The 16065-nt window shown below is 63.0% G+C and carries 16 protein-coding genes and 1 tRNA gene; 11 read left to right on the forward strand and 6 right to left on the reverse strand.

What is annotated here, in order from left to right; all coding sequences use genetic code 11:
- Positions 1-46 precede the first annotated feature (46 nt).
- Both grxC and HV822_RS10510 read right to left on the reverse strand, forming a co-directional pair.
- Positions 47-304 carry a glutaredoxin 3 gene (gene grxC / locus HV822_RS10505; RefSeq protein ID WP_238869941.1) on the reverse strand — a complete coding sequence of 86 codons (258 nt, stop codon included), beginning with the start codon at positions 302-304 and terminating at the stop codon, positions 47-49.
- A gap of 1 nt (position 305) precedes the next feature.
- Complete coding sequence (locus tag HV822_RS10510) at positions 306-728, reverse strand: rhodanese-like domain-containing protein (protein ID WP_238869942.1); 423 nt, start codon at positions 726-728, stop codon at positions 306-308.
- 172 nt (positions 729-900) lie between these two features.
- Between HV822_RS10510 and gpmI the strand changes: the two genes are divergently transcribed.
- From gpmI to HV822_RS10530, 4 genes are read left to right on the forward strand one after another with little or no spacing between them, the layout of a single operon-like run.
- The gene (gene gpmI / locus HV822_RS10515; RefSeq protein WP_238869943.1) at positions 901-2439 is read left to right on the forward strand and encodes a 2,3-bisphosphoglycerate-independent phosphoglycerate mutase; all 1539 of its coding nucleotides are present in this window, start codon (positions 901-903) and stop codon (positions 2437-2439) included.
- Positions 2440-2444: 5 nt separating this feature from the next.
- Positions 2445-3623 (forward strand): murein hydrolase activator EnvC family protein, encoded by a 1179-nt coding sequence (locus tag HV822_RS10520; RefSeq protein ID WP_238869944.1) that lies wholly within the window; start codon positions 2445-2447, stop codon positions 3621-3623.
- A 50-nt stretch (positions 3624-3673) separates the two neighbouring features.
- Positions 3674-4963, forward strand: coding sequence for a S41 family peptidase (locus HV822_RS10525; RefSeq protein ID WP_396264846.1), 1290 nt, complete (start codon positions 3674-3676; stop codon positions 4961-4963).
- Positions 4960-5898: a divergent polysaccharide deacetylase family protein gene (locus tag HV822_RS10530; protein ID WP_238869945.1), complete on the forward strand. Its 939-nt coding sequence runs from the start codon at positions 4960-4962 to the stop codon at positions 5896-5898. The genes HV822_RS10525 and HV822_RS10530 overlap by 4 nt, the downstream gene beginning before the upstream one ends.
- Before the next feature lie 411 nt (positions 5899-6309).
- Here HV822_RS10530 and hisF read toward each other — a convergent pair whose 3' ends face one another.
- From hisF to hisB, 4 genes are all read right to left on the reverse strand, one after another.
- On the reverse strand, positions 6310-7083 hold the full coding sequence (hisF, locus tag HV822_RS10535) for an imidazole glycerol phosphate synthase subunit HisF (protein WP_238869946.1): 774 nt from the start codon (positions 7081-7083) through the stop codon (positions 6310-6312).
- Between the two features lie 106 nt (positions 7084-7189).
- Complete coding sequence (gene hisA / locus HV822_RS10540; protein WP_238869947.1) at positions 7190-7933, reverse strand: 1-(5-phosphoribosyl)-5-[(5-phosphoribosylamino)methylideneamino]imidazole-4-carboxamide isomerase; 744 nt, start codon at positions 7931-7933, stop codon at positions 7190-7192.
- A 120-nt stretch (positions 7934-8053) separates the two neighbouring features.
- Positions 8054-8698, reverse strand: a complete 645-nt coding sequence (gene hisH, locus HV822_RS10545; protein WP_238869948.1) for an imidazole glycerol phosphate synthase subunit HisH — start codon at positions 8696-8698, stop codon at positions 8054-8056.
- Between the two features lie 3 nt (positions 8699-8701).
- Positions 8702-9295 carry an imidazoleglycerol-phosphate dehydratase HisB gene (gene hisB / locus HV822_RS10550; RefSeq protein WP_238869949.1) on the reverse strand — a complete coding sequence of 198 codons (594 nt, stop codon included), beginning with the start codon at positions 9293-9295 and terminating at the stop codon, positions 8702-8704.
- Between the two features lie 140 nt (positions 9296-9435).
- On the opposite strand from hisB, the gene HV822_RS10555 reads away from it, so the two are divergent.
- The 7 genes from HV822_RS10555 (at position 9436) to HV822_RS10585 (ending at position 16061) form a co-directional block, all read left to right on the forward strand.
- Positions 9436-10539 carry an NAD(P)/FAD-dependent oxidoreductase gene (locus HV822_RS10555; protein WP_238869950.1) on the forward strand — a complete coding sequence of 368 codons (1104 nt, stop codon included), beginning with the start codon at positions 9436-9438 and terminating at the stop codon, positions 10537-10539.
- Between the two features lie 63 nt (positions 10540-10602).
- A complete protein-coding gene (locus HV822_RS10560; RefSeq protein ID WP_238869951.1) occupies positions 10603-12777 on the forward strand; it encodes an AsmA family protein in 2175 nt (724 codons plus the stop codon).
- A complete protein-coding gene (gene mutY / locus HV822_RS10565) occupies positions 12774-13838 on the forward strand; it encodes an A/G-specific adenine glycosylase (protein WP_238869952.1) in 1065 nt (354 codons plus the stop codon). Before HV822_RS10560 ends, mutY begins: the two co-directional genes overlap by 4 nt.
- Positions 13839-13842: 4 nt before the next feature.
- Positions 13843-14115, forward strand: a complete 273-nt coding sequence (locus HV822_RS10570) for an oxidative damage protection protein (RefSeq protein ID WP_083728207.1) — start codon at positions 13843-13845, stop codon at positions 14113-14115.
- Positions 14116-14202: 87 nt separating this feature from the next.
- Positions 14203-14278, forward strand: a tRNA-Phe gene (locus HV822_RS10575).
- Positions 14279-14532: 254 nt separating this feature from the next.
- Positions 14533-15300 (forward strand): ABC transporter ATP-binding protein, encoded by a 768-nt coding sequence (locus HV822_RS10580; protein WP_238869953.1) that lies wholly within the window; start codon positions 14533-14535, stop codon positions 15298-15300.
- A gap of 11 nt (positions 15301-15311) precedes the next feature.
- Positions 15312-16061, forward strand: a complete 750-nt coding sequence (locus tag HV822_RS10585) for an ABC transporter substrate-binding protein (RefSeq protein WP_238869954.1) — start codon at positions 15312-15314, stop codon at positions 16059-16061.
- Positions 16062-16065: the final 4 nt, after the last annotated feature.

Consider the following 16065-nt stretch of genomic DNA (forward strand, 5'->3'; position numbering starts at 1 on the left):
AAAATCCTTGCTGTGATGGTAAATGATGCGTGTTGGACAGAGCTGCTTACCCTGCCAGCAGCGCATCCAGTTGTCCAGCGCGTGCGCTGGCGTAGAGTTCGTCGCAGCCGCCCACGTGGGTGTCGCCGATCCAGATCTGCGGCACCGAGGTGCGCCCACCCGCCAGGCGCGTCATTTCTGCGCGTACCTTGGGCTGGCCGTCCACGCAGATTTCCTGAAACTCCACTCCCTTGCTGGCCAGCAGTTGCTTGGCGCGCATGCAGAAGGGGCAGTAGTCGCTGCTGTAGATCACCACGTTAGCCATGTCACTTCACCAGCGGCAGGTTGTCGGAGCGCCAGCTGGCAATGCCGCCGGACAGGCGCACTACGTTGTCGTGGCCCGCGGCCTTGAGCTGCTTGGCGCAGCCGCCCGCATGCTGGCCGGCAGCGCAGACCAGCAGCAGCGGCTTGTCCTTGTGCTTGTCCAGTTCGCTCAAGCGACTGGTCAGTGACTCGTAGGGGATGTTCAGCGAGTCGACAATATGGCCTGCGCTGAAATCTTTCTTCGGGCGCAGGTCAACCACGACGGCGTTCTCGCGGTTGATCAGGGTCGTTGCTTCACTGGTGCTGACGGCCTTGCCGCTCTTGCGACCCTCGGTGAACAGCAACAGAGCCAGCACGATCAGAAAGGCGCTGGTCAGCAGGTAGTGGTTGCCGATGAATTCGATCAGGTGTTGAAAAAACTGCATTGACGGGCTTCCGGGCGTTAAAAAGAGGGCGAGTATACACTTAAGCTCGGCTGATCCGCGACGGGATCGGCCAAGCATGACAGCCGGTGGGCTGGCAAGTAAACTGTGCGGCAAGTTTGCGGCGGCAGTGCCCGCGGTTCCCCTTGAACCCTTCCAACGAGAGCTTTGTGCAATGACAGCAGCCCCTAAACCGCTGGTCCTGATGATTCTGGATGGCTTCGGTCACAGCGAGATTCCTGACTCCAACGCCATCATGGCCGCCAAGACTCCGGTATGGGATGCCCTTTGGCAAAACGCACCGCACACGCTGGTGTCCGGCTCGGGTATGGATGTCGGTCTGCCGGATGGGCAGATGGGCAACTCGGAAGTGGGGCATATGAACCTCGGCGCCGGCCGGGTGGTGTACCAGGACTTTACGCGGGTCACCAAGTCTATTCAGGACGGCGAGTTCTTCTCCAACCAGGTGATCTGCGCGGCGGTCGACAAGGCCGTGTCTGCCGGACGCGCAGTGCATATCATGGGCCTGTTGTCCGATGGTGGCGTGCACAGTCATCAGGACCACCTCGCGGCGATGGTCGAGCTGGCCGCCAAGCGTGGCGCCGAGCAGATCTATGTGCATGGCTTTCTGGATGGCCGCGATACGCCGCCGCGCAGCGCCGCGCCCTCGCTGCAACTGATGGAAGACACCTACGCGCGCCTGGGTAAGGGCCGCACCGCCAGCCTGATCGGCCGTTATTTCGCCATGGACCGCGACAACCGCTGGGAGCGTGTTGAGGCCGCCTACAACCTGATTACCGAGGGTCGGGGTGAGTTTGCTGCCGAGAGCGCCGCCGATGCGCTGGCTGCCGCCTACGAGCGTGGCGAGAGCGACGAGTTCGTCAAGGCCACCACTGTGGGTGCGCCGGTGCGCGTGGAAGATGGCGATGCGGTGGTGTTCATGAACTTCCGCGCCGACCGCGCCCGCGAGCTGAGCCGGGCCTTTGTTGAGCCGCAGTTCAGCGGCTTTACCCGCAGCCGCGAGATCGCTCTGGCTGGCTATGTGATGCTGACCCAGTACGCCGCCGATATTCCGGCGCCCTGCGCCTTCCCGGCTGGCTCGCTGGTCAACGTGCTGGGTGAGTACCTGGCCAAGCAGGGCAAGACCCAGCTGCGCATCGCCGAAACTGAAAAGTACGCTCACGTCACCTTCTTCTTCTCCGGTGGTCGCGAGGAGCCCTTTGAGGGCGAAGAGCGCATTTTGATCCCTTCTCCGCAGGTTGCCACCTACGACCTGCAACCGGAGATGAGTGCGCCCGAGGTCACTGACCGCATCGTCGAGGCGATCGAGCAGCAGCGTTATGACGCCATCATTGTCAATTACGCCAACGGCGACATGGTCGGGCATACCGGGGTGTTTGAGGCCGCAGTGGCAGCGGTGGAGTGTCTCGACCGCTGCATTGCGCGCATTACCGCCGCGCTGGAGAAGGTCGGAGGCGAGGCGCTGATCACCGCCGACCACGGCAACGTCGAGCAGATGTCCGACGAGCACACCGGCCAGGCCCATACCGCGCACACCTGTGAGCCGGTGCCCTTTGTCTATGTCGGTCCGCGTCAGATCGAGATGCGCGATGGCGGCATTCTGTCCGATGTGGCGCCGACCATGCTGGCGCTGATGGGGCTGGAGCAGCCGGCAGAGATGACCGGGCGCAGCATCATCACTCGAGTGCAGTAAGCAGCATGCGCACGCACGGACGCGCAAGGCACTGGCTGGCAGCGGCGCTGCTGGTGATGGGCGGCGTCTGTGCGTCGCCGTTGCTGGCTGATCAGCCCGAAGACGCCCGCGCAGCGCGGGCCGAGCTGGAAAAGGCGCAGGCCGATATCGAACGGCTCAAGCAGGTGCTCAGCGAGCTGCGCCAGGAGGCGTCGGGGCTGGAGGCCGAGCTGAAGAAAAGTGAAACCGACATCGGCCGCCTGCAACGGGAAAGCGGTGAGCTGGAGCAGCAGATTCGCGAGGGCGAGAGTCGTCTGCAGGAGCTGCACCAGCAGGCCGAGCAATTGCAGGCCTCACTTGACGCGCAGCAGGAGCAGATTGCTCGTCAGGTGCGCGCCGCCTATATGGCGGGCCAGCAAGGCTACATGAAGCTGCTGCTCAATCAGGATGATCCGGGCCGCATGGCGCGCATGCTGCGCTACTACGAATACGTGGGGCGTGCGCGAGTTGAGGAAATCAGCCGTTTCAACGACACCATCGCTCAGGTGCAGCAGGCCTCGGCTGCTGCCGCCGCCCAGCAGACCGAACTGCAACAGCAGCGCGAAGGGCTGGCCAGTCGAGCCGAAGCCCTGCGCGCCGAGCAGCGCAAGCGCACACAAGTGCTGGCCTCGCTGCAGGGCCAGCAACGTTCGCAGAACGAGCAGCTGCGCAGTCGCGAAGCAGAGCGTGCGGAACTCAATCGGGTTATCAAGCGTCTTGAAGAGGCGGTGGTCAGTATCCCCACGCCGGCCGGTAACCAGCCGTTCGCCCAGGCACGCGGCAAGTTGCCGTTGCCTTTGCGGGGGCGGATACAGGCCCGGTTTGGCAGCCAGCGCGGTAGTGATGCGCGACTGAAATGGGATGGTTTGCTGATCAGTGCGGCGGCTGGCAGTCAGGTCAGCGCCATTCACGGTGGTCGTGTGGTGTTTGCCGATTGGTTGCGTGGCTCCGGCCTGCTGCTGATTCTGGATCACGGTGACGGTTATCTCAGCCTGTATGGCCATAATCAGAGCTTGCTGAAAGACGTGGGCGCCTGGGTGCAGCCCGGTGAAGCGATTGCCACCGTGGGCAGCAGTGGTGGTCAGGCTGATCCGTCGCTCTACTTTGCCATTCGTCATCGCGGTCAGGCGCTGGACCCGGCACGCTGGTGTATGCTGTCGGGGTGATGGCGCGCTGGTGGGGTGGCCGCTTGATTTTCCCTGGATTGGAGAGTTACATGATTGCAGCGCGTAGTCTGTTGGTGGCCGGTCTGAGTCTGGCGTTTGTCATGCCCCTGCAGGCCCAGGAGCAGCAACCTGCCCAATCCGCCGCAGCGCCGCTGCCGTTGAACGAGCTGCGCACCTTTGCCGAAGTCTTTGAGCGTATCCGCGCTGCCTACGTTGAGCCAGTCGACGATGCCACCTTGCTGGACAACGCCGTGCGCGGCATGCTCGAGGGGCTGGACCCGCACTCGGCTTATCTCACCCCCGAAGACTACACCGGCCTGCAGGACAGCACCGAAGGCCAGTTTGGCGGCTTGGGCATTGAAGTCGGTCAGGAAGACGGCTTTCTCAAGGTGGTCTCGCCGATTGATGACACACCGGCCGCCGAAGCGGGCATCGAGGCGGGCGACCTGATCGTCAAGATCGACGATCAGCCGGTCAAGGGCATCAGCCTGATGGACGCGGTAGACCGCATGCGCGGCGAGCCCGGTTCGGAAATTCGCCTTACCCTGGTGCGCGACAACGGCCGCCCTTTTGAGGTCACCCTGACCCGCGCCATCATCAAGGTCAAGAGCGTCAAAACCGAAGAATTGGAGCCCGGCTACGCCTATCTGCGCATCACCCAGTTCCAGAACAACACCGGCGATGAAGTGCGCACCAGCCTGAACCGTTTGAACGCCAGTGGCGACCTCAAGGGCCTGGTGCTGGACCTGCGCAATAACCCTGGCGGCGTGCTGCAGTCGGCGGTTGAAGTCGTCGACAGCTTTGTCGACCAGGGGCTGATTGTGTACACCAAGGGCCGCCTGAGCAACGCCGAGCTGCGTTACAGCGCAACCAGCAGCAACCCGTCGGGCAGTGTGCCGCTGGTGGTGCTGATCAACGGCGGCTCCGCGTCGGCGTCGGAGATTGTTGCTGGCGCCCTGCAAGACCACGGTCGCGGCGTGATTATGGGCACCGACAGCTTCGGCAAGGGCTCGGTGCAAACCGTGCTGCCACTGAACAATGACCGCGCACTCAAGCTGACCACCGCCCTGTATTACACGCCCCAAGGTCGCTCTATTCAGGCCCAGGGCATCGTGCCGGACATTCGCGTTGAGCGCGCCCATGTGACAGTCGATGATGTCGCCGATAGCGGTGGCTATCGTGAGGCTGATCTGGCAGGTCACCTGAACAATGCCAGCGGCCAGGAGCGCCCCACCGGCAGTCTGCCGCAGCGCGAGCGCGGTGAGCTGGATGCCGACTATCAGCTGAATCAGGCGCTTAACCTGCTCAAGGGGCTCAACATCGTTCGCCGCGTCGAGTGAGGCTGCCGGGTTTTGCCGGGCTGTATGGCGGCCTGGCGGTGTTGCTGTTGGTAGCGCTGGTGGCCTGCTCGGACGATAGTACTGAGCAAGCCGCCAGCTCGAAGCCTGTCTCCGAGCCGGTGCAACAGGCCATGCCCGCGCCCGAACCGATCACCGAGCCAGCGCCGGCGTTAGAGCCGCCGGTTGTCGACGAAACGGTTAGCCCTGCCGATGCGCCTGCTGCGCCGCCAGTGGCACCGTTGCCTGAGTCTGAGCCGGCGTCTTCCAGTGCTGCGCTGCCGCGCCTTGCCATCATTATCGATGACGTGGGCCAAAGCCTGACGGTCGGGCGCCGCGTGGTGGCGCTACCGGGGCCGGTTGCGCTGGCTATTTTGCCGCAGTTGCCCCATTCCCAAACGCTGGCCGAAGAGGCTGCCGCCGCCGGCAAGCCGGTAATGCTGCATTTGCCGATGGAGAACATGGCAGGTTTGTCGATTGGCCCCGGTGGGCTGACCACGGCGATGGCTGAGGGCGAGTTTCGCAGCCGCCTGCAGCAAAGCCTGAACGCCTTCGGCCCGATTCAGGGCGTCAACAACCATATGGGCAGCCGGCTGACGGCTGATCGCCAGCGTATGGACTGGCTGATGCAGGTGCTGGCCGAGCGGCAGCTGTTCTTCGTTGACAGCCGCACCACTGCCCAGACCCAGGCCGCCTTCGCCGCCAAGGCCGCACGGGTGCCGCATGTCTCGCGCGACATCTTTTTGGACAATGTGCGCAGCGAGGCCGAGATCGACCACGAGTTTCGCCTGGTGCTGGCGCGTGCCCGCAAGCAGGGTGCGGCGGTGCTGATCGGTCATCCCTATCCGGAAACCTTGGATTATCTGGAGCGTCGTTTGCCGCAACTGGAGGCAGAAGGGGTGCAGTTGGTGAGTGTGCAGGTGTTGTTGGAGCGGTAGCACGAGTTTCGATCGCTCAAATGCTCTGCGTCCGGCTCTCGGCCTCAGTGTTGTCTGGCAAGTCGCCTTTCGCCTTTTACGGCGAGCCAAGGGGGGCTGCTTGCCCAGCCCCCCTTAGCGATCCCCCGGGGCACCCGGCTACGCGGCCCTTCGGGTTCGCTGCGTTGCTCGGGCTGACGGGGGTCGGCAGAACTCGTCGCTGCGCTCCTCAGACATGCTGCCGTCCTATTTCCCGTCAGCCCTGCGCTACTCGCCCGCGTAAACGGGACTGGAGTCCGTGCACACTCCGCCGGCACTGATCGCTCCCATGCTCTGCGTGGGAGCGCATGTTCGGGCGTGCGGAGCTGGTCTGGACGCAGAGCGTCCGTGCGGTCGGTTTCCCACACAGAGCGTGGGAACCATCAGCGATAGTTAGAGACGCATCTCAATCCCGCGCTCGGCCATATAGGCCTTGGCGTCGGCAATGCTGTATTCACCAAAGTGGAAAATACTGGCGGCCAGTACTGCGTCGGCGCCGCCCTGCAGTACGCCGTCGGCCAGATGCTGCAGATTGCCCACGCCGCCGGAGGCGATGACCGGGATGTGCAGCGCATCGCTGATGGCGCGGGTTACGCCCAGGTCGTAGCCGCTCTTTACGCCGTCCTGATCCATGCTGGTCAGCAGAATCTCACCGGCGCCCAGCTGTTCCATCTTCTTCGACCATTCGACCGCATCCAGCCCGGTCGGCTTGCGGCCGCCGTGGGTGAAAATCTCCCAGCGGCCGGGTTCGTTCGGGCCGGACACGCGCTTGGCGTCGATGGCCACGACGATGCACTGCGAGCCAAAGCGGTCTGCTGCCTCGCCGACAAACTCCGGGTTGAACACCGCTGCGGTGTTGATTGACACCTTGTCCGCGCCGGCGTTGAGCAGGTTGCGAATATCCTGCACGGTTCGCACGCCGCCGCCGACGGTCAGCGGAATGAACACCTGGCTGGCCATGCGCTCGACCGTGTGCAACGTGGTGTCGCGCTCCTGATGGCTGGCGGTGATGTCGAGAAAGGTGATCTCGTCTGCGCCCTGCTCGTTATAGCGGCGGGCGACTTCCACCGGGTCACCGGCGTCACGGATATTCTCGAACTTGACGCCCTTGACCACGCGACCGTTATCGACGTCGAGGCAGGGGATGATGCGTTTGGCCAGGGGCATTTGGATACTCCGTGAGCGTGTTAGCGGACGTGTAGGGCTGTAGGCTTGAGGCTGAAGGCTGGAAGGTCACGCAAGTGCCTATCTTCCAGCCTTCAGCTTCCGGCCTTTAGCCGCGATCGCTCTGGCGATCGCACAGCGCCTGCGCTTCAGCCACATCCAGCGTGCCTTCATAGATCGCACGGCCGGTGATGGCGCCGATGATGCCGGGGGCGCGGGCGTCGAGCAGGGTTTGGATGTCGCCAATGTGGTGGATGCCGCCGGAGGCGATCACCGGAATCGAGGTGGCGTTGGCCAGCGCGGCGGTGGCTTCGACGTTGCAGCCCTGCATCATGCCGTCTTTGGCGATGTCGGTGTAGACAATGGCGCTGACGCCGTCGGCTTCAAAACGCTTGGCCAGATCGACCACCTGAATGCTGCTGACTTCGGCCCAGCCGTCGGTGGCGACGAAGCCGTCTTTGGCGTCCAGACCGACGATCACCTTGCCCGGGAAGGCGCGGCAGGCTTCGCCAACGAACTCCGGCTCCTTGACCGCCTTGGTGCCGATGATGACGTAGCTGACGCCGGCCTTGACGTATTCCTCGATGGTTTCCAGCGAACGAATGCCGCCGCCGATCTGGATCGGCAGGTCCGGGTAGCGGCGCGCAATCGCGGTGACCGCATCGCCGTTGACCGGCTTGCCTTCGAAGGCGCCGTTCAGATCAACCAGATGCAGGCGGCGGCAGCCGGCCTCGACCCATTTGGCAGCCATGGCGACCGGGTTGTCGGAGAACACGGTGGCGTCGTCCATCAGGCCCTGGCGCAGGCGCACGCAGGCGCCGTCTTTCAGGTCGATAGCGGGAATTATAAGCATTGTCGGAGTTCCTTGGCCTGGCGGCATCGCTTTAGGCTGAAAGCTATAGGCTGGAAGATCAAGCTCGGTGTAGGACTTCCAGCCTTTAGCCTCAAGCGGGTTTCTCGGGGTTTATTCGGTTTACCAGCGCCCATCCCAGACGAGAAAGTTGCTCAACAGCTGCAGGCCGTTGGTGTGGCTTTTCTCGGGGTGGAATTGGGTGGCGAATACGTTGTCCTGTGCCAGCGCGGCGGCAAAGTCGACACCGTAGTGGCAGCGACCGGCCAATTGACCGCTCTTGTCTGGCGCGGCGTAGTAGCTGTGCACAAAGTAGAAGCGCGCGTCCTGCTCGATGCGGTGCCAGAGCGGGTGGTCGATGGCCTGTTTGACCTGATTCCAGCCCATGTGCGGCACCTTCAGACGGGTGCCGTCAGCTTCTTTCAGCTCGTTGCCGAAGAAGCGCACCTTGCCCGGGAACAGACCAAGGCAGTCAACGCCGTTGTTCTCTTCGCTGTGCTCCAGCAGCATCTGCATGCCGACACAGATGCCGAGTAGCGGCTTTTCCTTGGCGGCCTGACGGACCACGCCGTCCAGCTCAAGCTGGCGCAGTTCGCTGACGCAGTCGCGAATGGCGCCAACGCCCGGCAACAGTACGCGGTCGGCGGCGAGAATGATCTGCGGATCGCTGGTCACGTCAACCTGGCGGGCGCCGGCGTGTTCCAGCGCCTTGGCAACCGAGTGCAGGTTGCCCATGCCATAGTCGATGACGGCTACATGACTGCTCATGATTTACAGGCAACCCTTGGTCGAGGGCATGATGCCGCTCATGCGCGGATCTTCTTCAATCGCCATGCGCAGCGCGCGGCCAAAGGCCTTGAACACCGTCTCGATCTGGTGGTGGGTGTTGACGCCACGCAGGTTGTCGATGTGCAGGGTGACCTGGGCGTGGTTGACGAAGCCCTGGAAAAACTCCATGAACAGGTCAACGTCAAAGCCGCCCACGCTGGCGCGGGTGTAGGGTACGTGCATCTGCAGGCCGGGGCGGCCGGAGAAGTCGATCACCACGCGTGACAGTGCCTCGTCCAGCGGCACGTACGCATGGCCGTAGCGGCGGATGCCTTTCTTGTCGCCGATCGCTTGGGCGAAGGCCTGGCCGAGGGTGATGCCTACGTCCTCAACGGTGTGGTGGTCGTCGATGTGCAGGTCGCCGCGCGCCTTGATGGTCATGTCGATCAAGCCGTGACGGGCAATCTGATCGAGCATGTGCTCAAGGAAGGGAACCCCGATGTCGAAATCGGCCTGGCCTGTACCGTCGAGATTGATGGCGACCTTGACCTGGGTTTCCAGCGTGTCGCGTGCGACGCTGGCCTTGCGTTCAGCCATGGCTGTCTCCGCTGATGGATACGTTCAAAGGCGTGCATTATACGTGCCTGCCCGTGTCGAGGGCTACCAGTGGCGGATTCACCCTGCCAATCGGCGTGATAGGGCGGCACAATGGGCCAACTAACGTTGCGGAGAGATGTGTGGTGGATGTCGACCTGGTGGTGATTGGCGCCGGTGTAGTGGGCCTGGCCATTGCCCAGCGCATGGCGCGTGACGGACGCAGCGTGCTGGTGCTGGAGCAGGAAGACGCGCCCGGTTTGCACTGCTCCAGCCGCAACAGTGAAGTGATCCACGCGGGTATCTACTACGCGCCGGGCTCGCTGAAAGCGCAGCTGTGCCGTCAAGGGCGTGATTTGCTGTACGCCTGGTGCCGTGATTATGCGGTGCCGCACCAGCAGCTCGGCAAGTTGCTGGTGGCGGTGAACGAGAGCGAGATACCGGCGTTGCAGCAGTTGCAGGCCAATGCCGCTGCCAATGGGGTGGCGCTGAACTGGTTGAGCGCCGCCGAGGTTCATGCGCGTGAACCGCAGGTGCGCGCGGTGGCTGGGCTGTTGTCGCCACTGACCGGGATCGTTGACAGCCATGCGCTGTTGCAGTCGTTTGAGGCGGCGCTGCAGGCTGCGGGCGGCGAGCTGCTGTGTCATACAGGGGTTGAGCGCATTAGTGCGCTGGACGGTGGCCTTGAACTGACTGGACGCAGTAACGCAGAGGCTTTCAGCCTGCGGGCACGGCAGGTGGTCAACGCCGGCGGGCTGTTTGCCCAGCAGCTGCAGGTGGCCGCTGGCGCGCAGCACGTTGCGCCGCTGCACCTGTGTCAGGGGCGCTATTTCAGCTACAGCGGGCGCTCGCCGTTTTCTCATCTGGTCTATCCGATGCCCGAGGCTAACGCCACCGGCCTCGGCGTGCACGCGACCCTGGATTTAGGCGGGCAACTGCGTTTTGGGCCAGATGTGCGTTACCTCGACACGCTGGATTATCAGGTGGATGAGACCCTGCGAGATGCCTTTGCTGCGGCTATCGCGCGTTATTGGCCCGGTGTTGAGGCCGGCAGACTACAGCCGGCGTATGCCGGGGTGCGGCCCAAGCTGTCTGGACCGGGGGAACCGGCTCGTGATTTCGTCATCCAAGACCAGAGCGTGCACGGGGTGCCAGGGTTGTTCGCCCTGCTGGGGATCGAGTCGCCGGGGCTGACATCCTCTCTGGCTCTGGCTGAGCTGGTCGCACAGCGGCTGGATGCGGTGTAGGCTCCCTCTCTCACTGTGCCATGATTTTTGCCCGGGGCTGGCCGGGTAGACCAAGGAGTGACTATGAAATCCGTCGTCAAGGTGCTGGGGTTGGTAGTAAGTGCGATTGCCCTGCTGTTGATTGCTGCGTTGTTCTTCCTCACCCGTCTGTTCGACCCCAATGACTATAAGGACGATATTCGGGAGGCTGCCCGTGAGCAGGCCAATATCGAGCTGGCACTGGACGGCGACATTGGCTGGTCGCTGTTCCCCTGGCTGGGTATGGAGTTGAAGGACGTGGGCGTGGCGCCGGTCGACAACCCCGCCCAGCCGCTGGCCAAGGTCGGCACCCTCGGCCTGGGCGTCAAGGTGCTGCCGTTGCTGCGCCGGCAGGTGCGCATGAGTGATGTGATCCTCGACGACGTGCAGCTGCAACTGGTGCGCAACGATCAGGGCGTGGGCAACTGGGAAACGGTCGGCCCGCAGGATAGCGCCGCGCCAGAGCAAGGCAGCACTGCCGGCGCCGAGGCGCAAACGCAGGATGACGACGGCAACGAGCCGCTGCAGATTACGGTCGAGAGCGTGCAGGTCACCAACGCCAGTGTGCACTACGAAGACCGCCAGAGCGGCCAGATCCTGTCGCTGGATGAAGCCAACCTGACCACCGGCGCGCTGATTCCCGGCGAGCCCTTTGATGTGTCCTTCCTGGGCTTGCTGACGCTGGATCAGCCGGCCATGCGCGTGCGCATGGATCTCAAGACCGTAGCCACGCTGCAGCCAGGCGAGCAGCGTTATCTGCTCAGCGGGGTTGATCTCAAGGTCGATGCCAGCGGCGAGCCCTTTGCGGGGCGCGCGGTCAACCTGCAGCTGCAGGGCGACGGCATGGTTGATCTGGCCGAGCAGCTAGCCGAGCTGACCCAGCTGCGTCTGTCACTGGCCGACATGCGTGCCACCGGTCAGCTCAAGATGAGCGATCTGAACAGTGAGCCGCAGCTGGCTGGCCGGCTGGATGTGGCCGCCTTCGACGCACGTGACCTGCTGCGTGACCTGGGCCAGCCCTTGCCTGCGATGGCTGATCCGGGCGCGCTCTCGAGTGTGGCCCTGTCGGCCAACCTTAAGGGCAGCGCGAGCAGCCTGATGCTCAACGACCTGCAGCTGGCGTTGGACGGCTTTGCCCTGCAGGGCTCGCTGGGCGTGGCTGATTTTGCGCGCCAGGCGCTGCGCTTCGATCTGGCCGGCGACAACCTTAACCTGGACAACTACCTGCCGCCGCGCGAAGAGGGTGAGGGCGGCAGCGGCAGTGCCGGGTCAGGCGGTAGTCGCTCGCAAGCTGCGCCAGAGCCCTGGAGTGATGAGGATGTGCTGCCGCTGGAGACCCTGGCGCGACTGGATGTGGATGGCAAGCTGACGCTTGAGCAGGTCACCCTGACCGGGCAAACCATCAAACCGTTCACCATGGCGGCCAAGGCCCGTGATGGCGTGGTCAGGCTGACTCAGCTGGACGGCGGTATCTTCGGTGGCAGCTTCACCGCCAGTGGCAGCATCGATACCCGCAAAACGCCGGTGGGCAGCGCCCTCAAGGCTCAGCTCAAGGGTGTCGACTCGGCCGCGGCGCAGCAGGCGTACGAGGTGCCGCAGCAGGTCAGCGGCCTACTCGACATGAACCTTGACGTGACGACCGGCGGCAACAGCTTGCGCCGCTGGATGAACACGCTGAACGGCAGTGCTTCGTTCAAGGTGGAGAACGGCGCTTTGCTGGGCGTGAATCTGGAGCAGCAGGTGTGCCGCGCCATTGCGCTGGCCAACCGCAAGTCGCTGAGTGCCGAGCACGGCAGTGAAAACACCGCATTCGAACAGCTCGATGGCAGCTTCAGCATTCGCAACGGCGTGGTTGGCAACAGCGACCTGATAGTCGATCTGCCCGGCCTGGCCGGCAAGGGCAGGGGGCAGATCAACCTGCCCGAGCAGCGCCTGGACTACCGCCTTGGTCTGCTGCTCGAAGGCGACCGCAGTGAAATGCCGGACGAAGCCTGTCAGGTAAATGAGCGCTATGCCGATATCGAGTGGCCCATCCGCTGTCAGGGTTATCTGCACAATGCCGGTAGCAGCTGCGGCGTGGATACCGAGGGCGTCGGCAAGATTGCCGCCAAGCTGGTAGGTAATGAAGTGCAGCGCAAACTGGAAGAGCGCATTGACGATTCGCTTGGCGACAAGGCACCGGAACTGCGTGACGCCATCAAGGGGCTGTTTTCACGGTGACCCCCGAGGTTTTTGCCCAGCGCGTGCTGGATTGGTATGACGGCCACGGCCGCAAGGATCTGCCGTGGCAGCAGGACATGACGCCCTATCGGGTGTGGGTGTCGGAAATCATGTTGCAGCAGACCCAGGTCGCTACGGTGATTCCGTATTACCAGCGTTTTATGGCCGAGCTGCCAACCGTTGAGGCGCTGGCGGCCGCCGAGGAAGATCAGGTGCTGCACCTGTGGACCGGCCTGGGTTATTACAGTCGGGCGCGCAACCTGCACAAGGCGGCTCGGCAGGTGGTCAGCCAGCATGGCGGCGAGTTTCCGCGCAGCGTTGACGGCCTGGCGGAACTGCCGGGTATCGGACGCTCTACCGCCGGCGCAGTCGCCTCGCTGAGCATGGGCATTCGCGCGCCAATTCTTGATGGCAACGTCAAGCGGGTGCTGGCGCGCTTCGCTGCGGTTGACGGTTGGCCCGGTGAAAAGCCGGTGCATGATCGTTTGTGGCGCATGGCGGAGCGCTTGACGCCCCAAAACCGGGTGGCGCACTACACCCAGGCCATGATGGATCTGGGGGCAACCCTGTGCACGCGCAGCAAGCCGTCGTGCCTGTTGTGTCCGCTGGGTGACGGCTGCGAAGCGCGGCTGCTGGGTGAGCCGACCCGCTACCCAGGCGCAAAGCCCCGCAAGACGCTACCGGTGCGCAGCTGCGTCATGCCCCTGCTGGTCAATGGCGACGGCAGCGTGTGGTTGCAACGGCGCCCCTCCAGCGGGCTCTGGGGCGGGCTCTGGTGTCCGCCGCAGCTGGATGACGAAACGCAGCTCGCTGCGCTGCTCGACGGCTTGCAACTGGCGGTTCATCAGCGCCGCGACATGGCAGCGCTGCGCCATACCTTCAGCCACTTTCACCTGGATATTCAGCCGCTGCTGCTGGAGGTCTCTGGCCCCGATGGCGTGGCTGAAAGCGGGCAGGTCTGGTATAACCTGCGGCAACCCGAACCACTGGGTCTGGCAGCGCCAGTGAAAAAGCTGCTGGGCCGGATCGAGCCGCTGTTGCAGGCGGCTCTGGAGGAGTAAGCCCATGACGCGCATGGTGATGTGCCGCAAATACAAGCAAGAACTACCCGGGCTGGATCGCCCGCCGTATCCGGGCCCGAAAGGGCAGGAAGTCTTCAACGAAGTGTCGCGCAAGGCGTGGGACGAGTGGCAGAAGCACCAGACCATGCTGATCAACGAGCGCCGTCTGAACATGATGGACCCCGAGGATCGCCGCTTCATCCAGCAGGAAATGGACAAGTTTCTGGCCGGTGAGGAATACGCTCAGGCGGATGGTTACGTCCCGCCCAGCGAGTGATTTATCGGTAAGCGGCTGAAAAAGTGGAAAATATTTTTCCGATCGCTTGACAGCTCGAGGCGCAATCTATTTAATGGCGCCCACGTTGCCCGGGTAGCTCAGTTGGTAGAGCAGGGGATTGAAAATCCCCGTGTCGGCGGTTCGATTCCGTCCCCGGGCACCACTCTTTGAAAAGCCCGCTGGCAACCCCAGCGGGCTTTTTTGTTTCTGGTGAGTCGATACGTCTAGCGCAGGTGTTGGCAAGGGTTTTGCCTTGAAAACGGCCAGAATGACCGATCGCCTGATCTTGGTCATGATTGGCAGCTGTGCTAGCTTTGCCCTCACAGCGAACGGCGTGCACACCCGCGCGCTACCGGCTGCACCACAAGTGCGCCAACCCAAGACCTGATGGCCAAACAGCCAGGTGGATACTGATACGTGACTTCGCCCGCTCTGGAAGTGCGCAACCTGCACAAACGTTACGGCGACCTTGAGGTACTCAAGGGCGTTGATCTGGTCGCCCGCGACGGCGACGTTATCTCCATTCTCGGATCTTCCGGGTCCGGCAAGAGCACGCTGCTGCGCTGCATCAATCTGCTGGAAACCCCCCACGACGGTCAGATTCTGGTGGCCGGTGAAGAGCTCAAGCTCAAGCGTGCCCGTCAGGGTGAGCTGGTCGCGGCCGACAATCGGCAGATCAACCGCCTGCGCGCCCGCGTGGGTTTTGTGTTCCAGAACTTTAACCTCTGGCCGCACATGAGCATCCTCGACAATATCATCGAGGCGCCGCGCCGCGTGCTGGGGCAATCCAAGGCCGAGGCGGTTGAGGCGGCCGAAGCCTTTCTGGAAAAGGTCGGCATCGCTGACAAGCGTCACTCCTTCCCCGCTCAGCTGTCCGGTGGTCAGCAGCAGCGCGCGGCCATTGCGCGTACGCTGGCGATGCAGCCGCGGGTGATTCTGTTTGATGAGCCAACCTCTGCGCTGGATCCGGAAATGGTCCAGGAGGTGCTCAACGTGATTCGTACACTGGCTGACGAAGGCCGTACTATGCTGTTGGTTACCCACGAGTTGGGGTTTGCCCGGCAGGTGTCCAGTCAGGTGGTGTTTCTGCATCAGGGGCAGGTCGAGGAAATCGGCACCCCGGATCAAGTGTTCGATAACCCGAGTTCCGAGCGCTGCCGACAGTTCATGTCTAGCCACAAATAAGGAGTCGTACCATGAATCAGTACAAGAAGATGTTGCTGGCGGCTGCCACCGCGTTGTTCGTGAGTGCACCCGCTGTAGCCGAAACGCTGCGCATTGGTACCGAAGGCGCCTACCCGCCCTTCAACCAGATTGATGCCAGCGGTGAAGTAGTCGGCTTTGACCTGGACATCGCCAAGGCGCTGTGCGCCGAAATGAAGGTCGAGTGCACTGTGGTCACCTCTGACTGGGACGGCATCATTCCGGCCCTGAACAACAACAAATTCGACTTCCTGGTCGCCTCCATGTCGATCACCGACGAGCGCAAGCAGGCGGTGGACTTCACCGAGCCTTACTACACCAACAAACTGCAGTTTGTGGCGCCCAAGGGGGCTGACTTCAAAACCGACGAAGCCAGCCTGGACGGTAAGACTATCGGTGCCCAGCGCGCGACCATTGCCGGTCAGTGGCTGGAGGACAACCTGGGTGACGTGGTGGAAATTCGCCTGTACGACACCCAGGAAAATGCCTATCTGGACATGAGCGCAGGCCGCATCGACGGCGTGCTGGCCGACAATTTTGTGCAGTACGAGTGGCTGCAGAGCGATGCCGGCGCAGACTTCGAGTTCAAGGGTGAGCCGGTATTCGACAACGACCAGATCGGTATTGCCGTGCGTAAGGATGACCCGTTGCGCGAGCGCTTGAATACCGCACTCAAGAGCATCGTTGAGAACGGTACCTACGAGACCATCAACGCCAAGTACTTCCCCTTCAGCATCTACTGATAAC

Origin of the sequence: Halopseudomonas maritima (genome assembly GCF_021545785.1) — a bacterium.
In the GTDB taxonomy this organism is placed as follows: Bacteria; Pseudomonadota; Gammaproteobacteria; order Pseudomonadales; family Pseudomonadaceae; genus Halopseudomonas; species Halopseudomonas maritima.